Origin of the sequence: Burkholderia sp. AU33545 (assembly GCF_020419685.1) — a bacterium.
Lineage (GTDB): Bacteria > Pseudomonadota > Gammaproteobacteria > Burkholderiales > Burkholderiaceae > Burkholderia > Burkholderia diffusa.
In genome coordinates this window covers 547,574-570,130 of sequence record NZ_JAIZRQ010000002.1, presented here as the reverse complement: position 1 = coordinate 570,130, position 22,557 = coordinate 547,574, and the positions used below count along the sequence as shown (strand labels likewise).

The window sequence follows — 22,557 nt, the reverse complement described above, 5'->3', positions numbered from 1 at the left end:
TTTCGCATGCGCCATCCGGTTTTGCCGCCGCCCGGCGCGCGGCCGCGTTCGCGCATGCGTTTCGCATGCACCCGAACGGCGGAGCGCGCCTGATGGCGGTCAACCGTGTTCTCCGGAACACCGCACAGGAGCCGCCGTGAACGACAGTGACAGTTGTCCCTTATGCCCGTTGCATCAACAGACCCTTTTGAACCCGGGTCGCAGGGACATGCCGGCCGACTAGCCTGATACGTCGTTCAGGCCCCGGACTGGCCCCGCGCCCACCAAGCGGCCGGCACGCATGCCGTTGCCGCCAGGAGCCAGACCATGAACTTCGGCCTTCTGCTGTCGAACCTCCCGCACGTCACGGAATCGCGTCCGCATTACGACGCGATGCTGACGCTCGACGCCCGTCCGCGGGTGTTCTCCCGTTTGCTGAACCAGCTGAAATCGTTGATCCGCTGAAGAAGCGCCGAGCGCGTCTCGGCATGCGCGCGCGGACCCATTCCGCGCGCGGATTCCAAGGCCACACGCTTGCCGTATAAAAAAACCAGCCGTACGGAATTCATCATGTCCACGCCATCGAACGTCTCTCCACCGATCGCCGTCGAACGCAGCGCCGTGCTCGACGAAGCCCATCTGGGCGACATCCGCGGCGCGCTCGGCACCATCGCGCATCACGACACCGCCGCGCGCGGCACGTGGTGGGCGCGCCTGCGCACGCTGCTCGCGATCATCGGCCCCGGCCTGATCGTGATGGTCGGCGACAACGACGCCGGCGCATTCGGCACCTATACGCAGGCCGGCCAGAACTACGGCACGACGCTGCTGTGGACGCTGCTGCTGCTCGTGCCGGTGCTGTACGTGAATCAGGAGATGGTGCTGCGCCTCGGCGCCGTCACCGGCGTCGGCCATGCGCGCCTGATCTTCGAGCGCTTCGGCAAGTTCTGGGGCGCGTTCAGCGTGATCGACCTGTTCCTGCTCAATGCGCTGACGATCGTCACCGAGTTCATCGGCATCACGTTCGTGCTGGCTTTCTTCGGGCTCCCGAAGGTTGCAGGCGTCTGCGTGGCGGCCGCATTGACGATGGCGGCGGTGAGTACCGGCGACTTCAGGCGCTTCGAGCGGTTCGCGATCGTGCTGTGCGTGATGAGCCTGCTGCTCGTGCCGGTGCTCGTGTCGATCCACCCGCCGGCGGCGCAGATGTCGCGCGACTTCTTCGTGCCGAACTGGCCCGCGCACGCGAAGCTGTCCGACGTGATGCTGCTCGTGATCGGCATTGTCGGCACGACGGTCGCGCCATGGCAGCTGTTCTTTCAGCAGAGCTACGTGATCGACAAGCGCATCACGCCGCGCTTCATGAAGTATGAGAAGGTCGACCTGTGGATCGGCATCGCGTTCGTGCTGATCGGCGCGGTCGCGATGATCGGCTTCAGTGCCGCGCTGTTCGGCGGCCATCCGGAAGCGGGCGGCTTCACCGACGCGGGCGGCGTGATCGCGGGCCTCGAGAAATATGCGGGCCGCACGAGCGCGACGCTGTTCGCGGTCGCGCTGCTCGACGCGTGCATCATCGGCGCGGCGGCGGTGTCGCTGTCGACTGCGTACGCGATCGGCGACGTGTTCAAGATCCGTCATTCGCTGCATCGCGGCGTGTCGGATGCGAAGGGCTTCTATCTCGTCTACTTCGGCATCGTCGCGGCGGCTGCCGCGCTCGTGCTGATTCCCGGCAGCCCGCTCGGCCTGCTGACCGAAGCGGTGCAGACGCTCGCCGGTGTGCTGCTGCCGAGCGCGACCGTGTTCCTGCTCGTGCTCTGCAACGATCGCCAGGTGCTCGGCCCGTGGGTCAACTCCACGAAGCTGAACGTGTTCACGGGCGCGGTGATCTGGGTGCTCGTGCTGCTGTCGATCATCCTGACCGCATCGGTGATGTATCCGGACATCAGCGGCGAAGCGATCGTCGACGTGCTGATCGGCGGCACCGTGCTCGCGATTGCCGGTTATCTCGCGACGGTGCTGATCCGCCGCAACAAGCGTGTCGTCGAGCCGGGCATCGACCGCACGCTGCGCGAAACATGGCGCATGCCGCCGCTTGATTCTCTCGAGCCGCAGAAGATGACGGTCGCAACGCGCGTCTGGATGGCCGTGATGCGCGGCTATCTGGTGATCGCGGTCGGCCTCGTGATCGTCAAGGTCGTGCAGATGACGCTGCTGAAGTAGCGCCTTACGGCGTCGTCGCCAGGTGTGTGCACATGCCGGCCCGCGAGGCCGGCATGTGCGTATACGCAGGTTCGTCGCGCGCGTCAGATCAGTTCGAGCTTCGACGTCAGGTACGTGAGCTGGATCCGGTTCGCGACGCCGAAGCGCTTGCGCAGCTTGCGCAGGTGATAGTCGACGTTGTGCGCGCTGGTGTCGAGGCGCCGGCCGATCTCCTTGTCCGATGCGCCTTCCGCGATGCCCAGCAGCAGTTCCTGTTCGAACGGCGTGAGCCCGTTCACCGCGCGTTCGCGCGACGTCGCGATCAGCTGCGGCGATGCGAACTTGTGCACCGACAGCCCGATCGACAGCGCCTGCTCGATCGTCGCCGGCGTGATCCACTCGCGCGTGCGGCGCGGCGCGGTGAAGCTCATGAACGCGTGCAGCCGCGTGCCGGGCACGGCCATCGAATACATGATGCCGCTGCACATGCCGTCGTCCTGCATCGTCTGCAGGAAGCCGTCGAGCGCTGCCGGCGTCACGCACGGCGCGTCGTCGCGCTCGCGGTGTTCGCGGCGCAGCTGCTGCAGGTCCCACACGATCGGCATGTTGCAGACGCGCGCGCCAAGCGTGCGCGGATCGATGTCGTGATGGTTGTACCTCACGTAGTCGCCGCGATAGGTGGTCGGCGTGAACGCCTCGTGGAGGTAGAGACTTTCGACGCGCTCTCGCGAGAATTCGAGCGCGAAATACGCGAACGTCGAGAAGCCCGTCAGGTGCAGCAGGCTTGCGACGATCCGGTTGCGCTCCGCGGTGCTCTGCGCGTTCGCGAGCGTATCGGCGACGCCAAGCTTCGGCGCGTGTGGCTGCGCGATGTCGCCGCGCTTGATGTCGTCGCACCAGACGACCTGCACCGTGCGTTCTCTCGACGCGTCGGTGCAGGCGGCCGTCCGCCGCGACGGACGGGACAACGTTGGGGCGACCGCTTCTTCTTGCAATGCAATATCGGACATGAGCCATCCCTCGGAATCGACGCGCATCGCGTGGCGGCAGCCGTATCGTGTACGGCGCTCGCGACGATGCGATCGAGCATCTTTATGATATGCGTCGATCGTCATCCTGACGAAACGCGGGGGCATTGTACAAAAATGCCTGTGTGCGCGTAATATGCCGTAATACTAATTCGGGCGAAAGGTTCATATTCGCACCGGTATAGAGAAGACCAGAAAAACATAAAGAAAAGACCAGATCGTGACGGGGCAGGTTCACATATTGGGAAAGGGTGGGCTCCTCATGACATATGCTGACGACGCGCCACGCGTCGAGTGGTTCTCGCAAGCCGATATCGCTGCTGCTGCCGCTTATTCAAAAGAAATTCATGCAATCGAGCGCGACGTTTTTACCGGCATCCAAATCGCACCCGGTAAATTCGACCTCGCTCCCGTCGATTTCGCCCAATGCCATACCCGATTGCGGCAAATCGGTTTCAGCACACTCAGTTACGGCGCATATGAAATGATCGGGCGGCGCATTCTGTGCGCGCATCTGCTGCGCGACCTCGCGCCCGCGACGTTCGTGCAGCCGTATATCGAGGGCATGCTCTACGAGAGCGACCCGCGTTTCGCGCAAGTGCGGCAAAGCGGCTTTCCGGTCGCGTGGCGGCTCGACGAGATCGAGTCGTCCGCGCAGGGCAGCGGCGACCGCAAGGTGCTCGCGCTGGCCGGCCATCTGCGTGCGCACGCGATGAACAGCGGCGTGATCTTCAGCCTGTCGGCGCCGCGGCTCGACCTGCGTGTCGCGGTGAACGTGACGTCGGAAGCGCACGGTACCGAGTGGATCGACGATCGCGTGATCGGCGGCGCGCTGGCGGTGAGCCTCGCCGTGCATCGCGTCGCGCTGCCGTTTCTCGAGGCGCGCATCGCGCGCATGCGCGGCTTCGCGCTGGGCGACGAGCAGCAGCAGGTGCTCGAGCGCCTCGTGCACGGGCTGTCCGACCAGGAGATCGCGAGCGCGCTGCGCACGTCGCTGCACAAGGTCGGTCACCATATCCGTTCGCTCGAAAAACTCTTCAACGTCCGGAATCGCGCGCAGCTCGCGTATCTCGCCGCACGCCGTCTGGAGTCCTGACCCTGTCTGCGCGCGCGGCGTCCGCCGCGCGGTGGAAGCGGTTCCGGCGATGCGCGCGAGCAGGCGCCGCCGGGTTTCGTAGTCGGATCCGATCGTCACCGGAAAACCGCCGCGCCGCTACGAGGTGCATCCCTTTTTGCGCGGTGTCGCGTCGCTACACTCGTCCCATTCAACGGTCCGCGCGACACGGGGCATGACGGCCCGTGCCCGCCGGCGACAACGACAGGACGACGGCACGATGGCAGAACCGAAGGCGCTCCCTCGCGACTGGCAGCGGATCTTTTCCGCCGCCCGCAGCGTGTCCGGGCGACGTCTCGGGGCATCGCCGCGCGCCGACCTGTTTCTCGCCGCGTTCATCGTGTCGGTGGTCGCGCTGTTCATCCTGCCGCTTCCGCAAGCCGCGCTCGACGGGATGATCTCGCTGAATCTCGCCGCCAGCGTCGTGCTGCTGACGGTGTCGACTTACGTGCCTTCCGCGGTCAGCTTCTCGTCGTTTCCCGCGCTGCTGCTGTTTACGACACTGTTCCGGCTTGCGCTGAACATCGCGTCGTGCAAGCTGATCCTGCTGCACGCGAACGCGGGCCACGTGATCGACGCGTTCGGCCGGCTCGTGGTCGGCAACAACGTCGTGGTGGGCGGCGTGGTGTTCCTCGTGATCGCCGTCGTGCAGTTCATCGTGATCGCGAAGGGCTCCGAGCGGGTCGCCGAAGTCGGTGCGCGCTTCTCGCTCGATGCGATGCCGGGCAAGCAGATGAGCATCGACGCGGACCTGCGCGCGGGGATCATCAGCGCCGACGAAGCGCGCGAGCGTCGCGAGAAGCTCGAACAGGAATCGCAGATGCACGGCGCGATGGACGGCGCGATGAAGTTCGTGAAGGGCGACGCGATCGCGGGCCTCGTGATCGCGTTCATCAACATCGTCGCGGGCATCGCGGTCGGCACGCTGATGCATGGCATGGACATCGGCGAGGCGCTGCAACGTTACGCGATCCTGACGGTCGGCGACGGGATGGCGTCGCAGATCCCGTCGCTGCTGGTGTCGATCGCGGCCGGCATCGTGACGACGCGCGTCGCGACGCGCGACACGCGGCAGCGGCAGCTCGGCGAACAACTGGGCGAGCAGCTCGGCGCGCATCCGCGCGCGCTGCTGATCGCGGCGCTGGTGCTGGCCGGCTTCCTGGTCGTGCCCGGTTTTCCGAAGTGGTCGTTCGCGCTGATCGCGTTCGGCCTCGGCGCGTTCGCATTCACGCAACTGAAGCGCAAGACGACCGCGCCGAGCTTCAACCTGATTCATATCGCGGGCCGCATCGGCGCGACCGACGACGGCCAGCCCGCGAAGGTGTCGCATGCGGCGGGCGTCACCTCGCTGATCGCGGTGTCGCTGTCGGACGACCTGCGCACGACGCTGAACCTTGCGCAGCTGCAGACCGCGCTGTCGAGCGCGAAGGCGCGCGTCGACGCGGATATCGGCACGGTATTTCCGCGCATCACGCTGAACGACGACGAGGGCGCAGCGGCCGGCACGTACCGGATCTATCTGCAGGACGTGCTCGCGGCGCATGGTGCGTTGAAGCCGGGCTGGCTGCTGTGGGACGGCGTCGCGCCGCTGCCTGAACGTGCGGAGCGCCAGCCGGCCGAGGCGTTCGGCCCGTTCGCGACCGCGCTGTGGATCAAGCCAGACGGCGCGGCGCCGGACGGCAAGTGGCTGACGAGCGAAGGCGCGCTCGCCGCGCACGTCGAACAGATCGTGCGCCAGCATGCGGACGAGCTGATCGGCATCCAGGAAACGCAAGCGCTCGTGCACCTGGTGCGCCGCGAGCATCCCGAACTCGTCGGGGAACTGACGCGGCTCGTGCCGCTGCAGCGCGTGACCGAGGTGCTGCGCCGGCTGCTTGCCGAACAGGTGCCGATCCGAAACCTGCGCGTGATTTTCGAAAGCCTCATCACGTGGGCGCCGAACGAGCCGGACGACGTGATCGCGCTGGTCGAGCTGGTGCGCGTCGACCTGCGCCGGATGATCACCGATCGTCATGCGGGCGCGACGCGGCAGCTGCGCGTCGTGCTGTTCGAGCAGAACCTGCAGGAGCGGATCGAGAACGCGGTCATGCGCACGAAGCAGGGCAATTTCCTCGCGCTGTCGAGCGCGATCAAGCAGGACATCGGCGAACAGGTGCGCGCGATCGTGCAGGCCGCGACGTCGGCGCAGGCGGCCGGCGCAGGCGGCCATGGCAACCCGCAAGGCGCCGCGCGGCTCGCGGTGATGGTCGCGCTCGGCGCGCGTCGCTACGTGAAGACGATCCTGCAGCCAGTGCTGCCCGAGCTCGCGGTGCTGTCGTACCAGGAGGTCGAGGAGGACGTGCAGCTGCATACGGTCGGCTGGGTGAAGAATCCGCCCGACGACGGCACGCTCGGCGCGGGCGCCGGCGTGCGCGCGCCGGGAGTCGCGCAATGACGAGCTCGACGATCCTCGACCTGACCCGGCAGGCGCTGATGCTGGTGCTGCTGCTGTCGCTGCCGATCGTGCTGATCGCCACCGTCACCGGCCTCGTGGTCGCGATCCTGCAAGCGGTCACGCAGGTGCAGGACGCCAATATCGGCATCGCGGTGCGGCTGATCGCCGTGATGGTCGCGCTCGTGCTGCTGTCGGGCTGGCTCGGCAGCGAGGTGTTGCGCTTCGCGCAGCAGGCGCTTGAACGCATGTTCGTTTCTTCCACAGGAGTGCTTTGATGCGCCGACGCGTCACCCCGATCCGGTTTCAACCGCGCCGCCTGCAACGGGCCGCGCTCGCCATGTGCGCGACCGCGCTGCTCACGGCATCGCTGTGCATGACGGTCGCGCAGCCGGCGCGCGCGGCGGACCTGCGCTGGCGCAACAAGCCGTTTACGATCGTCGCGAACGGCAAGAAGATCGGTGACTTCATTCGCGAGCTCGCATCGTCGCAGGGCGTGACGGCCGTGGTCGACCCGAAGGTCGACGGCGTGATCAGCGGCCGCTTCTCGGGCACGCCGCAGCAGACGCTCGACACGATCTGCTCGACCTACGGGCTCACGTGGTACTACGACGGCTCGTTTCTGTACGTCGACCCGGCCGACCAGTCGCAGACGCAGATGATCCCGATCCCGCCGAACGCGGCCGGCGAGATCGGGCGCGCGCTGCAGGCGATGCAGATTCCCGACAAGCGCTACACGCTCGTGATCAACGACCGCGCGAACAGCGTATACGTGGCCGGCCCGCGCCGCTACGTGGAGCTCGTGCGGCAGGCGGTCGGCTCGGTCGGCGATCCGTCGGCGAACGGCGCGCATGCGGACATCCGCGCTTTCCGCCTCAGGTACGGCTGGGCGTCCGACTTCACGATCAACCGCTCGGGCAAGGAAGTGACGGTGCCGGGTGTCGCGACGATCCTGCGCCGGCTGTTCGGCAGGGGCGGCGGCACGAGCGAACTGCCGTCGAGCACGCCGCTCGGGCAGGCCGCGCGTCAGGTGAAGCTCGGCTCGGGGCTGACGATCGCCGTGCCGCGGCTCGACTTCCCGGACATGTCCGGCGGCGCGCGCCAGGGCGGCTATGGCGCGGCGGACAGCAGCGCGGGCGGCTTCTCGCCGTTCTCGAGCGGCGGCGGTGGCGACACGCTGCCGCAGATCGTTGCCGATCCGGCGATCAATGCGGTGATCGTGCGCGACCTGCCGGAGAACATGTACCGCTACCAGTCGCTGATCAACCAGCTCGACGAGCGGCCGCGCATCGTCGAGATCAACGTGACGATCATCGACATCAACGAGGATTCGCTCGACAGCCTCGGGATCGACTGGCGCCTGCACACGACGCACGGCGACGTGCAGATCGGCAACGGCCAGAACCCGCTGAACGGCAACACGCAGTTCAACGGCGCCGGTAATCCGCCGCTGACGTTCGGCATCGGCACGTCGGAAACCGGGCAGACGGGCGCCTTCATGCCGACCGGGATCGCGCTGACCGCGTCGATCGGCGGCTCGTTGCGCAACTACCTGCTCACGCGCGTGAACGCGCTCGCGCAGAAGGGGCAGGCGCAGCTGCGATCGAAGCCGAAGGTGCTCGCGCTCGACAACACCGAGGCCATTCTCGAGAACCTGACGCAGTTCTACGTGCAGGTGCAGGGCTACCAGGATTCGTCGCTGTACAGCGTGACGACCGGCACGAGCATCAAGGTGACGCCGATGATCGTCGACGAGGCGATCCGCAACGCGGCCGCCGTCTCCGGCAACCCGCAGAGCGTGATGATGTCGATCGACATCCAGGACGGCAACATCGTGCCGGGGCAGGCCGTGTCGAACGTGCCCGTGATCCAGCAGCGCAACATCGTCACCAAGACGATGATCGACGAAGGCAAGAGCCTGCTGATCGCGGGCTTCAACGACGACGAGGTGAGGCTGAACAAGAGCGGCGTGCCGTGGCTGTCCGACATCCCGCTGATCGGCAACCTGTTCAAGTACACCGACAAGTCGGGCAACCACATGGAGCGGTTCTATCTGCTGACGCCGCGCGTGGTGACGACCGCGTCGATGTATGCGCCCGACGGCTCGCCGGTGAATCCGGGCGCGGACGGGCCGGCCGGTTCGAACGGCACGTCGATGTACCGCCCGCCGGACAACGACATCGCGGTGCCGCTCACGCCCGCGCCGCTGCCCGGCACGAAGTTCGGCCCGCCTGCGCTGCCGCCGCCGAAGGATTCGGCCGCGCAGCCCGTGGCGACGACCGCAGGAGCCACCACTCATGTCGACGACCATCATTGATCCGCACGGCGACGGCGCATTGCCCGGCGGCGCGGGAGGCGCCGCGTCCGGGTCGGCCGCGCTCGTGTCGCCGTGGAACCTGTGCTTCCTGAGCGGGCCGATGTACGGCCGCACGATGTCGCTCGCGCGCGGCGCGAACTGGGTCGGCACCGCGGCCGACTGCGAAGTGATCCTGCCCGATCGCGAGATCGGCGCGAAACAGGTGTGCCTGCAGGTCGGCGCGCTCGCGGTGACGGTGCAGAACCACGGCGGCGACGGCGGGGCGCCGGTGCTGTTCAACGACGAGCCGCTCGGCGCGGGCCGCCGCTCGCTGACGCCGCATGACGTCGTGACGGTCGGCTCGATCCGCCTCGGCATCGCGCGGCACGCGCAGGCGAGCGTCGCGCTGCCGGATGAAACCGGTGCGCCGGATACCGCGCGCGAGGCCGCGTGGCTCGGCTGGCTCGCAGGCGGGCTGCGCCGCCTCGGCAGCCGGCGGCTCGTGATCGCGCTGGTCGCGCTGTGGCTCGGCGTGCTGCTGGGCGCGCTCGGCTACGGCTTCGTCACCTGGTCCGGGCGCCTGCCGTGGCAGCACGAATCGGTGCTCGCGCGCACGCACCGGCTGCAGCAACTGCTGCACGCGTATCCGGAGCTGGCCGTCGCGCCGCGCGACGACGGCGTGATCGTGTCGGGCTACGTGAGCGATCCGGCCGCGCGCGAACGCGTCGCGCAGATCGTCGCGGGCGTCGACAACGCGGCGCTCGGCAACATCTACGTGGTCAGCGACCTGGTCGCGACCGCGCAGACCTATTTCAGCGACACGGCGCTGACGGTCGCGTATCTCGGCCGCGGCCGGATCGAATTGACGGGCGCGGCCGAGCGCGCGCAGATCGAGCCGCGCATCCGCAACTACATGAAGGACGCGCGTCCGGCGCTCGAGGTGGTCGACCACGTGCGCGACGCCGATGCCGCCGCGCCACGCACCGCGACGACGCTCGGCGGCGTCGCGGGGATTCCGGAGATCACGACGGTATTCGCGGGCGACGGCGACCAGCGCTACATCGAGATGGCGGACGGCAGCCGCTATTTCGAAGGCGCGCGGCTGAAGGAGGGGCCGACCGTCGTGTCGATCGGTCCGGACGCAGTCGTGTTCGAGCGCAACGGCCAGCGCATCACGATGCCGCTTGGCGGCCCGTCCGCGAGCGCGCCCGAGCGCGCGCCGGCGCCGCCCGTGCCGCCGCTCGCGAGCGGTGCGGCGGCAGGCGTCGCGCAGCCGGTGCCGGGCCCGACGCTGCTGCAGGATGCGCCGGCGGCGCCGGCCGTCGCGGCCGCTGGTGCATCGAAGGAGGCGGCGCACTAGCGTCGCGACAGGATTTGCGCATCGCGTGTCGCGCGGTGCGCGCATTACGCGACACGCCGCATGCATGCGGCGCGTCACGTCACTGGCGGGGCATGGGGCCGCCGCCGGAAAGTGGATGACGTTCTTCACGCAAAAGGAGCGAAATATGGGTGCCTCAGCAGCCGGTAGCACGGGTGGTCCGAACGACACGACCCAGGTCCAGCAGCAGGCGGACGACCTGACCAAGACGCAGCTCGAACTGACGAAGATCAACTTCCAGGTCCAGCAGTCGACCGCGACGTTCGAAACCAGCAACGCAGTGACCGCGCAGGAAGGGACGGCGAACGCCCAGGTTGCGCAACACCTGAGTTCCGCCGGCCGCGCATGACGCCGGACGCCGGCCGCGCCGCGCGACGCCACATGCCCAGGCAGCCCGTGCAGGGTGCCTGGCGGGGCGCGCGTGCGTGTCGGCCGGCTCGTTTCCGGCGCTGCCGGTCAAGGAGGACACGATCATGTCGGTAACAGGCGTAGGTGCAGCACCGCCGGGCGCGGCCGCGCTCGCGGGCGCCGTGCAGCAGGCGGGCACGGCGTCCGATCCGGTGCAGGTGCGCCAGTTCGATGCGTTGATGCAGCCGGGTGCAGCCGCGGGCTCGCCGTCGGCGTCGGGCGTCGCGATGTCGCGCGCGCCGGCCGATGCGGCGCCGGCGGTGCAGATGACGCCCGCGACACCCGCGCAGGCGAATCATGCGTCGCTGGTCGAGCGGTTGCGCACGTACGGCAACGATCTCGACACGCGGTACGCGAACATCGACAAGCATCGCACCGAGATGCTGACGTCGATGGCGGACAACCGCAGCGATCCGCTGATGACGATGGTGAAGGCGATGGATTTCCAGTGGACGGCGACGACCACGATTTCCGAATACCAGTTGAGCCTGTCGGTCGCGCAGGCGGCGAACGGCTTCACGCATACGGTGCTGAAGACGCAGGAGTGACGAAGGCCGGTGCGTGTGCCTGAAGCGGCCGCGCGCCCTGAAGCGGACAAACGATGACGACGATCGATTCGACGCCGCGCATGCACGCGTGGCGCAGCCGGGCAGCGCGTGCGCTGCTCGCGGGACTGCTCGCGCTGCTGGCCGGCTGCCAGAAGGAGCTGTACTCCGGCCTGTCGGAGCGCGACGCGAACCAGATGGTCGCCGTGCTCGGCGATGCGGGCATCAGCGCGTCGAAGGACAACGACGCGCGCGACACGTCGGATCGCAACGCATGGCAGGTGAGCGTCGCGGACGGCGACATGCAGTCGGCGCTCACCGTGCTGCAGGCGAACGGGCTGCCGAAGCCGAGCTATGCGAGCCTCGGCGAGCTGTTCCAGAAGCAGGGGCTCGTGTCGACGCCGGCCGAGGAGCGCGTGCGCTACCTGTACGGCGTGTCGCAGGACCTGTCGCGCACGCTCCAGGACATCGAGGGCGTGGTGGTCGCGCGCGTGCAGGTCGTGATTCCGGAGAACGATCCGCTCGCGGACAAGATCAAGCCGTCGTCGGCGGCCGTGTACATCCGCTACCGGCCCGGCGTGGACCTGCGCGCGATGGCGCCGATGGTCAAGGATCTCGTCGCGCACAGCATCGAAGGGCTGCAGTACGACAACGTGTCGCTGTTCCTGCAGCCGGCCGCCGCGCGCACGACGCGCGTGGACGGCATCGGCAGCGCGGTGTCGGACGTCCTGCGGCTGCGCTCGCCGCTCGGCTGGCTGGTGTTCGCGCTGATCCTGCTGACGTGCGCGGTGATCGCGCTGTCGGCCGCGCGGCGCGGGATGTTCGGCGCCCGGCTGGCCGGGCTGGTCGGCACGCCGCGCGGGGCGAACGGAACCGGCGGTGCGTCCGCGTCGTCGGGTAGCGGCCTGCGCACGCCGGACGGCGCGCGCGACGGTGCATGAGCGAACACGCTGCGCTGCCGCCGGGTGCCAGGCCCGATGCCGCGCCGCTGCCGTGGCTGCAACCGCTCGCGCCGCCGCCGCCCGCGCGGCGCGCGGCGTTTCACGCGCTCGTCTGCGAATTCAACCTGCGCCCGGACCGCTATCTGCACGTGACGCGCGTGCCGGCCGAGTGGCCCTCGCGCTATCGCTCGCCCGACGCGTTCGGCCCGGCTGGCCGCAAGCTGCTTGCTCGTCACCTGCTCGATGCGAACGGCGTGGCCGGACTCCACGACTTCGACGTCGCCAATCCGTGTGCGCGGCTCGCGCTGCTGCCCGGCGCGGCGCTCGAGCAGCTCGCGTCGTATACGGGGCTGCTGCTGCATCGCGGCTGGCTGCGCGACGCGCTGACCGTGCGCCGCATTCGTGCGGAAGTCGCGGCGAAGCTCGGCGGCGACGCGCTGGAGCTCGCGCTCGAGCGCGCGCCGGAATTCGGCGCGCTCGCGGACACGCTCGAACCGTGGCGTGCCGATCCGGCCGCGCTGCCGGTGGTGATTCGTGCGCGCGGCGGGCGACTGCTCGCGGATTTCATCGGCGTGGCCGGCGACGCGGTCGCGCGGCGCGCGCGCCTGAAATTCAACCGCGCGATCGACAACGAAGCGCCGTACTGGCTGAATCGCGCGCAGCGCGACCAGTTCGGCGAATTGCTGTTCCTGTTTCTGATTCCCGAGAGGCTTGCGTCATGGGACTGGCTTTTCTGATCACGAGCGACAACCTGCAGCTGCTGTCGGAGCGCAAGGTGCTCAAGGAGCGCGAATACGCGGCGCTGCTCGACGCCTCCGCGGTGATCGCGACCGCGCGCGACGAGGCCGCGCGCATCGTCGCCGATGCGCAGCGCGAATTCGACAAGCGCCAGGCGGCGGGCTACGACGAGGGAATGCGCCGCGCGCAGCGCGAGCATGCGGCGCAGGCATACACGCAGGCGCTGGCCGCCGCCCGGACGATGGAGTCGATGAAGGATTCGATGGCCGACATCGTCGTGAAGGCCGTGCGCGCGATCGTCGGCGAGATGGGCACGCAGAAGCTCTACGAGGCCGCGCTCGCGCGGATCGCGCCGCTCGTGCGCGACGAGGCGTTCCTGATCGTGCGGGTCGCGCCGGGCCGCGAGGACGAGATGCGCGACGCGCTCGAGCGCGCGTTCGCCGGACAGTCGAATCGTCAAAGGATCCGCATCGTCGAGGACGCACAGCTCGAACGCCACGCGTGCACGGTCGAGACGCCGTCCGGGCGCATCGACGCGAGCCTCGACCTGCAGATCGACGCGCTGCGCCAGGCGATCCGCCGCGATGCGCTGAAGGGCACGACGCGATGAACGTGCCGCTCGACGATCCGCAGTCGTTCGGCGGTGACAGCGACGACGATGCGGCGCCGTTCGATCGCGGCCGCCTCGTCGGCGACCTCGACGCGGGGCTCGCGTTCTTCTCGCCGGTGTCGGTGCAGGGCCGCGTCAATCACGCGGTCGGGCAGATCCTCAACGCGACCGGCATCCGCGCGCGGCTCGGCGAGATCTGCGAGTTGCGCACGCCGAACCAGCCGGCGCTGCTCGCCGAAGTGGTCGGCTTCTCGCGGCAGACCACGCTGCTCACGCCGCTCGGCGACGTGGCCGGGCTGTCGCCGGAGACGACCGTCGTGCCGTCCGGGCGCGAGCACGTGTTCCCGGTCGGCGAAGCGCTGTTCGGCCGCGTGCTGGACGGCCTCGGCCGCCCGCTCGACGATCGCGGGCCCGTGACGGGTGCCGCGTGGGTATCGACGCAGCAGGACCCGCCGAACCCGCTTGCGCGCAAGATGATCGACACGCCGTTTCCAACCGGCGTGCGTGTGATCGACGGCCTGATGACGCTCGGCATCGGCCAGCGCGTCGGCATCTTCGCACCGTCCGGCGTCGGCAAGAGCACGCTGCTCGGGATGATCGCGCGCGGTGCGCAAGCCGACGTGAACGTGATCGCGCTGGTCGGCGAACGCGGCCGCGAAGTGCGCGAGTTCATCGAGCACAGCCTGTCGCCCGAGGTGCGCGCGCGCTCGATCGTCGTCGTGTCGACTTCCGACCGTCCCGCGATGGAGCGCGTGAAATCCGCGCTCGTGGCGACCGCGATCGCCGAGCACTTCCGCGATGCGGGCAAGCGCGTGCTGCTGCTGGTCGATTCGCTGACGCGCTTCGCGCGCGCGCAGCGCGAGGTCGGCCTCGCGAGCGGCGAGCCGCCGACGCGGCGCAGCTTCCCGCCGTCGACGTTCGCCGTGCTGCCGCGCCTGCTCGAACGCGCGGGCCAGGGCGCGACCGGCTCGATCACAGCGTTGTACACGGTACTCGTCGAAGGCGATGAGGAATCCGATCCGATCGCCGAGGAAGTGCGCTCGATCCTCGATGGCCACATCGTGCTGTCGCGCAAGATCGCGCTCGCGAACCGCTATCCGGCGATCGACGTGCTCGCGAGCCTGTCGCGTGTGATGCCGCTCGTCGCGAGCCGCGCGCATCAGCAATCGGCCGCGCGCGTGCGCGAGCTGATCGCGAAGTACCAGGAGATCGAGCTGCTCGTGCAGATTGGCGAGTACCGCGAAGGCAGCGACCGGCTCGGCGATCTCGCGCTGCGTGCGCGCGATGCGATCGGCGCGTTCTGCGCGCAGGTTTCGCACGAGGACGTGCGTTTCGACGCGCTGCTCGCGAAGCTGACGAAACTCGCGAACGACCATGTCTGAAGCCGACGACCGTCTCGTGCTCGCGACGCTTGCGCGCCTGAAGCGCGTGCGCGAGATGCGCAGCCAGATCGCGCGCGTTGCAGCCGCGCGCCAACAGGGCATCGCCGCGCAGAGCCGCCGCGCGCTCGATGCCGCGCACGCGCAGCTCGCGCAGCAGGTCGCCGCGAAGGCCGCGATCCAGACGCGGCTCGCCGACGACCTGCGCGAGGCGCGCGCGCTGCAGAACGCCGCGGCCGACACGCGCACGTTCGATCGCCACATCGGCGTTGCGAATGCGTCGGTCAGCGAAGCCGCGCACGTGCACCGCGATCACGAGGCGACGCTCGCCGACCTGCAGCGCGCCGCGCGCAAGGCGAAGGCTGCCGAGGACAAGCTCGACAAGGCTGGCGAGAAGGCATTGCAGGCGCGTGCCGCGCGGGTCGAGCGCGACGCCGACGAAGTGGCGGATGCGCATGCGGTGCGGCGTTTCGCGACGGCGGGCGTCTGGGCGGGCGATGCGTACGCGCATGCGTCGGGGCAGCCGGAGATGGCCGCCGTATTCGATGCGCAGATGGTGTCGCGGCCGGCGGATGCGGATGCGACGGACGCGGCCGACACCTCCGACCCGACCGCCGCAGACACTGCACCCACCCCCGCCGCCGACCCGGCACCCGCCGCCGCGGACCGCCGATGCTAGACCACGCCGCGAACTTCAACGACATCGCCGGCACGCTGCGGCCGCTGCTCTACGTGATGCCGCGCCTGCTGCCGGTCATGTTCGTCGTGCCGGTGTTCAACGAGCAGATCGTCACGGGCCTCGTGCGCAACGGAATCGCGGTGGTGATCGCCGCGTTCGTCGCGCCGGTGATCGACCCGGCGCAGGTCGCCGCGCTGCCGTTCCTGATGTGGTGCCTGCTCGTCGCGAAGGAGGCGGTGGTCGGCATGCTGCTCGCGGGCGCGTTCAGCGCGGTGTTGTTCGCGATCCAGGGTGTCGGCTACCTGATCGATTTCCAGACCGGCAGCGGCAGCGCCGCGTTCTTCGATCCGATGGGCGGGCACGAGGGCGGCCCGACCTCGGGCTTCCTCAATTTCGTCGCGATCGCGCTGTTCGTCACCGCGGGCGGCCTGCAGGTGCTGGTGCAACTGTTCGCGCAGTCGTATGCGTGGTGGCCGATCGGCTCGCTCGGCCCCGATTTCTCGTCGATGCTGGAGACCTTCGTCGTGCGGCAGACCGACACGATCTTCGAATGGATGGTGAAGCTCGCCGCGCCCGTCATCATCGTGCTGGTGCTCGTCGAGCTCGGCATCGGTCTCGTCGGGCGCGCGGTGCCGCAGCTGAACATCTTCGTGTTCGCGCAGCCGGTGAAGAGCGCGCTCGCGGTGCTGATGATGGTGCTGTTCCTGCCGGTGGTGTACGCGTCGCTGCATGCGCTGCTGAGCCCCGACAGCGGGCTGATGACGCTGCTGCGCGCGCTGTTCGCCGCGCACGGCGGCGCGTGACGGCCCGCCGGAACCGGAGCGCCCATGTCCGAGAAGAACCAGCAGCCGACCGCGAAGCGCTTGCGCGAGGCGCGCCAGAAGGGCGACGTGCCGAAGAGCGCGGAGACGATCTCGTCGGCCTTCTTCGTCGGCGTGTGCGTCGCGCTCGCGGTGGGGCTCGGCACGTTGTTCGCGCGGCTGCAGGCGCTGTTCCGGCTCGTGTTCGATGCGGCCGGCGCGGCCGATCCGTCCGCGCGGCTCGCCGTGCTGATCGACGGCGCCGCGCGCGACTGGGCGCTGCTGTCCGCGCAGATCGTCGCGGCCGGGCTGCTGGCCGGCGTGCTCGCGGGCTTCGTGCAGGTGGGCGGCGTGATGGCGTGGAGCCGGCTCGTGCCGCAGCTGTCGCGGCTCAATCCGGCCGAGGGGCTGAAGAACATGTGGTCGATGCGCAACCTCGTGAACCTCGCGAAGATGCTGCTGAAGACCGTGCTGCTCGCCGCGACGCTCGGCTGGCTGATCGTCGAGTCGCTCGACCCGTCGGTGCAGGCCGGCTTCACGCGGCCGATGTCGATTCTCGCGCTGATCGTGAAGCTGCTGATGCTGCTGTTCGGCTGGGCCGCGCTGATCTACATCGTGATGGCGCTGATCGACATCGTTCACCAGCGCCATGAGTTCAACCAGAAGATGAAGATGTCGATCGACGAAGTGCGGCGCGAGCACAAGGAAGACGAGGGCGATCCGCACATCGAGGCAAAGCGCCGGCAGCTCGCGCGTGAAGCGCAGTTCTCGTCGCTGCCCGACCGGATCGGCTTCGCGTCGGTGGTCGTCTATTCGTCGAGCGTCGCGGTTGCGCTCTATTACGGCGGGATCGGGACGCTGCCGTGGGTGCTCGCGCGCGGCGAGGGCGAGGCGGCCGAACGGATCGTGCGGCTCGCGCGCGACGCGCTGCGCCCGACGCTCGCGAACGCCGGCCTCGCGCACGCGCTGTACGAGAGCACGCCCGAAAAGGGCACGATCCAGCAGCAGCATTTCCGCGAGGTCGCCCAGTTGCTGAAGTGGGCGACCGGCGCGGCATGACGAATACGATCCGTCGGGCCCGGAACGCCGGCATGCACGCGATTCGTCGATGCACCGTGATGTGGACCCGTTTCCTGCTCGCCGGGCCGATGGCACGTCGGGCTTGACGCGGTTTTTTTTCCGGATTTGTCCGACATTCACCCATGAATTATTGCTGATTTATTTCTTCGTAATATGGCTCGACCGTCAACCGGGCGGCGGGCTGCGAGATTGCGCCGCCGCTGACGGAACAGGTCAACAGGGGCAGACAAATCAATGTGCGGAATCGACGGCTTTCTGAATAGCGTCGCCTGCGATGAGGAGACAGCGCGCGGCACGCTCGCGCGAATGACGGCGAGCCTCGCGCATCGCGGGCCCGACGGGCAGGGCCTCTGGGTCGACCCGGAGGCTGGTATCGCGCTCGGGCACCGGCGGCTTGCGATTGTCGATCTGTCGGTACACGGCCGGCAGCCGATGGCATCCGCATGCGGCCGCTACGTCATGGTCTTCAACGGCGAAATCTACAACCATCGCGAGTTGCGCGCGGAGCTCGAGCGCGCGGGTCGCGCACCGGCGTGGCGCGGCCACTCCGACAGCGAGGTGCTGATCGCGGCGATCGTCGCGTGGGGCGTCGAGGCGGCGCTGCGGCGCGCGACCGGCATGTTCGCGTTCGCGCTGTGGAATCGCGCGTCGCGGGTGCTGACGCTCGCGCGCGACCGGATCGGCGAAAAGCCGCTTTACTACGGCCGGATCGGCGACGCACTCGTGTTTGCGTCGGAACTGAAGGCGCTGCGCGGGTATCCGGGCTTCGACGGCACGATCGATCGCGACGCGCTGTGCCTGTACCTGCGCCAGTCGAGCGTGCCGGCGCCGCATACGATCTATCGCGGCATCAGCAAGCTGCCGCCGGGCACCTTCATCCAGTTCGAACATGCGCGCGACACGCCGCGCCTGCGCGCGTACTGGACGCTCGAGCAGGCGATCGAAGCCGGCCGCGAGCAGCCGTTCGAGGGCAGTGCCGACGAGGCCGTCGGGCAACTCGACGCGGTCCTGCGGCAGGCCGTCGCGCGGCAGATGGAAGCCGACGTGCCGCTCGGCGCGTTCCTGTCGGGCGGTATCGATTCGTCGGCGATCGTTGCGCTGATGCAGGCGCAGTCGGCGAACCCGGTCGACACGTTCACGATCGGCTTTCACGAGGCCGGTTACGACGAAGCCGGTTACGCGAAGGCGGTTGCGCGCCATCTCGGCACGCGCCACACCGAGCTCTACGTGACGGCCGACCATGCGCTCGGCGTCGTGCCGAAGCTGCCGACGATCTACGACGAACCGTTCTCCGACGCATCCCAGATTCCGACCTTCCTCCTGTCGGAGTTGACGCGCCGGCACGTGAAGGTGAGCCTGTCCGGCGACGGCGGGGACGAACTGTTCGGCGGCTATACGCGCTACTTCCTGACGCCGCGCCTGTGGCGCAAGCTGCATCGCGTGCCGGCGGCGGTGCGCGCGCGGATCGCCGCCGCGCTGCATGCGCTGCGCCCCGATCATGCCGATCAGCTCGCGGCGGTTGCGCAGGGCGCATGGGGCGGCGTGGACGCGCGCGACTCGGCGACCCGCATCGGCGACCGGCTGCACAAGCTCGGCCACGTGATGACGGCCGAGAGCCGCATCGGGCTGTACCGGCTGCTGATGTCGTCGGTACATCATCCGGAGCGCATCGCGCTACGCGGCCAGGAGCCGCCGACGCCGCTCGACACGGTGTCCGCATGGCCCGCGAACCTGAGCTTCGCCGAGCAGGCGATGGCGATCGACACGCTCACGTACCTGCCGACCGACATTCTCGCGAAGGTCGACCGCGCGGCGATGGCGGTCAGCCTCGAGACGCGCATGCCGTTCCTCGACCATCACGTCGTCGAATTCGCGTGGCGCCTGCCTGCGTCGGTGCGGTTGCCGGAAGGGCAGTCGAAGGCGCTGTTGCGCCGGCTGCTGGACCAGTACGTGCCGTCGTCGCTGATCGACCGGCCGAAGCAGGGCTTCTGCGCGCCCGTCGATCACTGGCTGCGCGGCGCATTGCGCGACTGGGCCGAAGCGCTGCTTCAGCCGTCGCGGCTGCGCGACGAGGGCTTCTTCGATGCGGCGGCCGTCGAGCGGCTGTGGCGCCAGCACCAGACGGGCCGGATGAACTGGCAGCATCAGCTGTGGACGGTGCTGATGTTCCAGGCGTGGCTGGAACATCAGCGCGCCGCATGAAGCGGGACGACGCGGCGAGCCGCGTCACGTCATGCTGGCGTTCGGCGCTCGCTCACTGATCGAGGCACCGCACGCACAGCCGCTTCGCCTGGCTCGCCGGCAATCCGCGGCACATCATCACGACCGGTCGCGCATGGCACGACGGCGCGTCGGCGGAAGCAGCGGGCGACGCGAGCCTGCGCGCGCGTTCGGGCGGCGTGGTCGCGGCCGCGTCCATGCGCCGTTGCCGCGCGGGTGGCGGCATGTCGCGCACCACCGGAATCGGTTCGACGCCGCCTTCGCGTGCGTTGCGCTGCGCGCTCGCGACGACGCGGCTCACATAGCCGCTCGAGAACCCGGTCGTGAAGTTGCCGCTGTAATAGCACGACAGCGCCGCGCGTAGCGCGGCCTGCGCGGGGCGGCCGGTGTTCGACGAGCGCGTGAAGCATTCGGTCAGGATCGCGCCGCCTGCCCGCAGGTTGCGACACGGTTCGAACATCGTCGTGTCGTCGAGGCCGTATTTGGCGAAGTTTCGTTCGTTAACCTGAGCGAGGCCGACGCTGTAGCTGAAGCCGCGCGCGGCCAGCTCGCCTGCGGTCGCGCGCGCTTCGTCGAGCGACGCGGGCTGGCGCGTCAGGTGGCCGCCGACCACACCGATCGCATACGGATTGAAGCCGGATTCGGTGCGCACCAGCGCGGCGAGCGTGTCGGGATCGACGTTCGGTGCGCAGGCGCGCGCGAGCTGCGCGAAGCCTGCGGCGCTGCCTGCCGCCTGCGCGCCGCGCGGCTGCATGCCCGCGCCTGCGAGCACCAGCGTGAGCAGCGCGCACAGGATCGCGGCGACGCCGCGCGGGCCACGCGCGCTCATCCTGCCCCCGCCACGCGATACGACAGCACGAGCCCGTGCACGAGCAGCGACCAGCCGTCGAGCGCGACGAACAGCAGCAGCTTGAACGGCACCGAGATCGTCGTCGGCGAGATCATCTGCATGCCTAATGCAAGCAGGATGTTCGCAACCAGCAGGTCGACGACGATGAACACGATGTAGATCACGAAACCGATCTGGAATGCCTTCGTCAGCTCGGCGAGCGTGAAGCTCGGCACCAGCACGAGCAGGTCGTCGTCCTTGATGCCGTCCGCGCGGTTCTTCGGCCAGACCGACGTCGCGGTGCGCACGAAGAATTCGCGGTCGCGCTGCCGCGTATGCGACACCAGGAAATCCTTGACGGGGGGCAGCGCGGCATCGGCGAGCGCGCCGATGTCGGCGGTCGACAATTGTCCCGATGCGTCGAAGTGGCGTGCCTGCAGCGCGTCGCGGATCGACATGCCGACCGGCGCCATGATGAACAGCGACAGGATCAGCGCGATGCCGTTGAGCACGAGGTTCGGCGGCACCTGCTGGATCCCGAGCGCGGAGCGCAGCAGGCCCAGCACGACCACGAGCTTCGTGTAGCTCGTCACCATCAGCGCCGCGAACGGCGCGATGCCGAGCGCGGCGATCACCGCGATCAGCGCGACCGGATTCGGCAGGCTGCCCATCGTTCAGCGCTCGCGCGGCGCGGGCTGCGTCAGCGTGACGACGCGCACGCCGAGCTTCTGGCCGACCGCGATCAGATGGCCGGTGCCGATCAGCATCCCGTTCGCGACGAGATGGATCACGCTCTGGTTGATGCCTTGCTGCAGTTCGATCACCGCGCCGGGCTGCAGCGCGCCGAGTTCGCCGAGCGGGATCGACGTGGGCGGCAATTCGAAACGCAGGTCGACCGCGAGGCCGTCGAGCGAGCGCGGCGCATCGTCGGGCGACGCATCCTGCGCAGTCGCGGGCGGGGTGTCGGTGCGGGTCGGTTCCAAAGGCATCTCCCTGATTCGTTCGACGGTCAGCCGGTTGCCCGACGGCCGTCCGGTGATCTCCCACGCCGGCGCGGCCGGCACCCGCGCGACGCACAGCAGGTTCTGCTCGTGCGCGCGCCAGCGCTCGATCGCGATGATGTCGCCACTGACGACGTCGGCCAGCTCGGCCATCGTCAGCTCGGTCCGGCCGATCTCGAATACCAGCGGCACCGGCAGGCTTGCATACGCGGCGCGCGTGTCGGGCCGCGTGGCCGCCGGCGCCGCGAAGAACACCGCGAGCGCGTCCGGTGCATCGAACAGCAGCGCGCCGTGGCAGCGCCATGCGCCGTCGGCGCGACGCAGTTCGAAGCGCAGCGCGGCCGGCGCGCTGCGCCAAGCGGGCACGCTCGTCGGCGGCGGCAGCAGTTCCACGCGCTGCCGTGTCGCGGCCTGCAGCACGGCCGAAAGCGGTGCGACGAGGTCGGCGAGCAGCGCCGCGCGGATCACGGCCGGCACGGCCGGGTCGGCCGCGTCGTCGAGCCATGCGCTTTCCGCGACCGGATCGATCCATAGCGTGCCGGCGGCCGGGCCGATGACGAAGCGGTATGCGTGCGCGTCGGCGGCCGGTTCGGCGTCGACGCGCCAGCGTACCTCGTACGCGTGTTCGCCGAGCGTGACCGGGACCGCGCCCGTGGCACCGTACGCATGCGACAGGCCGCGCGCGGCGGCGGCGGACAGGCGCGGCAGCCAGGGCGACGCGTCGAGCGCGACCACGGCCGGCGAGGGCGGGATGGCGGGCGCCGCGGCGGGCGGGGTGGCAGCGGCGGGCGAGGCCCGGTTCGCGGCGTCGCCGGCGTCGGCATTCGTCAGGGACAGCGCAGGCACGGCGGGATCGGGGCGGATTCGGCGTTGGTTCGACGGGTTGTTGTGGCCGGCGGCGCGGG

The 22,557-nt window shown here is 69.2% G+C and carries 21 protein-coding genes; 17 read left to right on the top strand and 4 right to left on the bottom strand.

Going from position 1 to position 22,557, the window contains the following annotated elements:
- Nucleotides 1-306 precede the first annotated feature (306 nt).
- Both LGM71_RS08455 and LGM71_RS08450 read left to right on the top strand, forming a co-directional pair.
- Nucleotides 307-444 (top strand): hypothetical protein, encoded by a 138-nt coding sequence (locus tag LGM71_RS08455; RefSeq protein WP_170296434.1) that lies wholly within the window; start codon nt 307-309, stop codon nt 442-444.
- Nucleotides 445-549: 105 nt separating this feature from the next.
- Nucleotides 550-2,196, top strand: a complete 1,647-nt coding sequence (locus LGM71_RS08450; RefSeq protein ID WP_226114606.1) for an NRAMP family divalent metal transporter — start codon at nt 550-552, stop codon at nt 2,194-2,196.
- An 83-nt stretch (nt 2,197-2,279) separates the two neighbouring features.
- On the opposite strand, the gene LGM71_RS08445 is transcribed toward LGM71_RS08450, so the two are convergent.
- A complete protein-coding gene (locus LGM71_RS08445; RefSeq protein WP_226114605.1) occupies nt 2,280-3,185 on the bottom strand; it encodes a helix-turn-helix transcriptional regulator in 906 nt (301 codons plus the stop codon).
- Between the two features lie 280 nt (nt 3,186-3,465).
- Here LGM71_RS08445 and LGM71_RS08440 point away from each other — a divergent pair, with 280 nt between their 5' ends.
- The 15 genes from LGM71_RS08440 to asnB all read left to right on the top strand — a co-directional run bounded on the left by LGM71_RS08440 (nt 3,466) and on the right by asnB (nt 19,804).
- Entirely contained in the window at nt 3,466-4,299 is an 834-nt protein-coding gene (locus tag LGM71_RS08440) for a helix-turn-helix transcriptional regulator (protein ID WP_226114604.1), read from the top strand.
- A 238-nt stretch (nt 4,300-4,537) separates the two neighbouring features.
- Nucleotides 4,538-6,751, top strand: coding sequence for a type III secretion system export apparatus subunit SctV (sctV, locus tag LGM71_RS08435; protein ID WP_124628131.1), 2,214 nt, complete (start codon nt 4,538-4,540; stop codon nt 6,749-6,751).
- Nucleotides 6,748-7,026: a type III secretion system export apparatus subunit SctS gene (gene sctS / locus LGM71_RS08430; RefSeq protein ID WP_006751731.1), complete on the top strand. Its 279-nt coding sequence runs from the start codon at nt 6,748-6,750 to the stop codon at nt 7,024-7,026. The genes sctV and sctS overlap by 4 nt, the downstream gene beginning before the upstream one ends.
- Nucleotides 7,026-9,065, top strand: coding sequence for a type III secretion system outer membrane ring subunit SctC (sctC, locus tag LGM71_RS08425; RefSeq protein WP_226114603.1), 2,040 nt, complete (start codon nt 7,026-7,028; stop codon nt 9,063-9,065). Before sctS ends, sctC begins: the two co-directional genes overlap by 1 nt.
- Nucleotides 9,046-10,404 carry a type III secretion system inner membrane ring subunit SctD gene (gene sctD, locus LGM71_RS08420; RefSeq protein ID WP_059600086.1) on the top strand — a complete coding sequence of 453 codons (1,359 nt, stop codon included), beginning with the start codon at nt 9,046-9,048 and terminating at the stop codon, nt 10,402-10,404. Before sctC ends, sctD begins: the two co-directional genes overlap by 20 nt.
- A gap of 145 nt (nt 10,405-10,549) precedes the next feature.
- Nucleotides 10,550-10,771, top strand: coding sequence for a hypothetical protein (locus LGM71_RS08415; protein WP_040141234.1), 222 nt, complete (start codon nt 10,550-10,552; stop codon nt 10,769-10,771).
- A gap of 124 nt (nt 10,772-10,895) precedes the next feature.
- Entirely contained in the window at nt 10,896-11,378 is a 483-nt protein-coding gene (locus LGM71_RS08410) for a hypothetical protein (RefSeq protein WP_124628137.1), read from the top strand.
- 53 nt (nt 11,379-11,431) lie between these two features.
- Entirely contained in the window at nt 11,432-12,316 is an 885-nt protein-coding gene (sctJ, locus tag LGM71_RS08405; RefSeq protein WP_226114602.1) for a type III secretion system inner membrane ring lipoprotein SctJ, read from the top strand.
- Nucleotides 12,313-13,053, top strand: coding sequence for a SctK family type III secretion system sorting platform protein (locus LGM71_RS08400; protein ID WP_124628141.1), 741 nt, complete (start codon nt 12,313-12,315; stop codon nt 13,051-13,053). The genes sctJ and LGM71_RS08400 overlap by 4 nt, the downstream gene beginning before the upstream one ends.
- Entirely contained in the window at nt 13,035-13,664 is a 630-nt protein-coding gene (gene sctL / locus LGM71_RS08395) for a type III secretion system stator protein SctL (protein ID WP_124610256.1), read from the top strand. The genes LGM71_RS08400 and sctL overlap by 19 nt, the downstream gene beginning before the upstream one ends.
- Nucleotides 13,661-15,046, top strand: a complete 1,386-nt coding sequence (sctN, locus tag LGM71_RS08390; protein ID WP_226114601.1) for a type III secretion system ATPase SctN — start codon at nt 13,661-13,663, stop codon at nt 15,044-15,046. Before sctL ends, sctN begins: the two co-directional genes overlap by 4 nt.
- The gene (locus LGM71_RS08385; protein WP_226114600.1) at nt 15,039-15,722 is read left to right on the top strand and encodes a hypothetical protein; all 684 of its coding nucleotides are present in this window, start codon (nt 15,039-15,041) and stop codon (nt 15,720-15,722) included. Before sctN ends, LGM71_RS08385 begins: the two co-directional genes overlap by 8 nt.
- Nucleotides 15,716-16,525 (top strand): type III secretion system export apparatus subunit SctT, encoded by an 810-nt coding sequence (gene sctT / locus LGM71_RS08380; protein WP_226114599.1) that lies wholly within the window; start codon nt 15,716-15,718, stop codon nt 16,523-16,525. Before LGM71_RS08385 ends, sctT begins: the two co-directional genes overlap by 7 nt.
- Nucleotides 16,526-16,549: 24 nt before the next feature.
- Nucleotides 16,550-17,581, top strand: coding sequence for an EscU/YscU/HrcU family type III secretion system export apparatus switch protein (locus LGM71_RS08375; RefSeq protein ID WP_124628147.1), 1,032 nt, complete (start codon nt 16,550-16,552; stop codon nt 17,579-17,581).
- A 255-nt stretch (nt 17,582-17,836) separates the two neighbouring features.
- The gene (asnB, locus tag LGM71_RS08370) at nt 17,837-19,804 is read left to right on the top strand and encodes an asparagine synthase (glutamine-hydrolyzing) (protein WP_226114598.1); all 1,968 of its coding nucleotides are present in this window, start codon (nt 17,837-17,839) and stop codon (nt 19,802-19,804) included.
- A gap of 52 nt (nt 19,805-19,856) precedes the next feature.
- Here asnB and LGM71_RS08365 read toward each other — a convergent pair whose 3' ends face one another.
- Genes LGM71_RS08365 through sctQ form a run of 3 tightly spaced genes read right to left on the bottom strand, consistent with a single transcriptional unit; the run spans nt 19,857 to nt 22,498 of the window.
- Nucleotides 19,857-20,651 (bottom strand): lytic transglycosylase domain-containing protein, encoded by a 795-nt coding sequence (locus tag LGM71_RS08365; RefSeq protein WP_226114597.1) that lies wholly within the window; start codon nt 20,649-20,651, stop codon nt 19,857-19,859.
- Entirely contained in the window at nt 20,648-21,322 is a 675-nt protein-coding gene (gene sctR / locus LGM71_RS08360) for a type III secretion system export apparatus subunit SctR (protein ID WP_044847619.1), read from the bottom strand. The genes LGM71_RS08365 and sctR overlap by 4 nt, the downstream gene beginning before the upstream one ends.
- Nucleotides 21,323-21,325: 3 nt before the next feature.
- A complete protein-coding gene (gene sctQ, locus LGM71_RS08355; RefSeq protein WP_124628153.1) occupies nt 21,326-22,498 on the bottom strand; it encodes a type III secretion system cytoplasmic ring protein SctQ in 1,173 nt (390 codons plus the stop codon).
- Nucleotides 22,499-22,557: the final 59 nt, after the last annotated feature.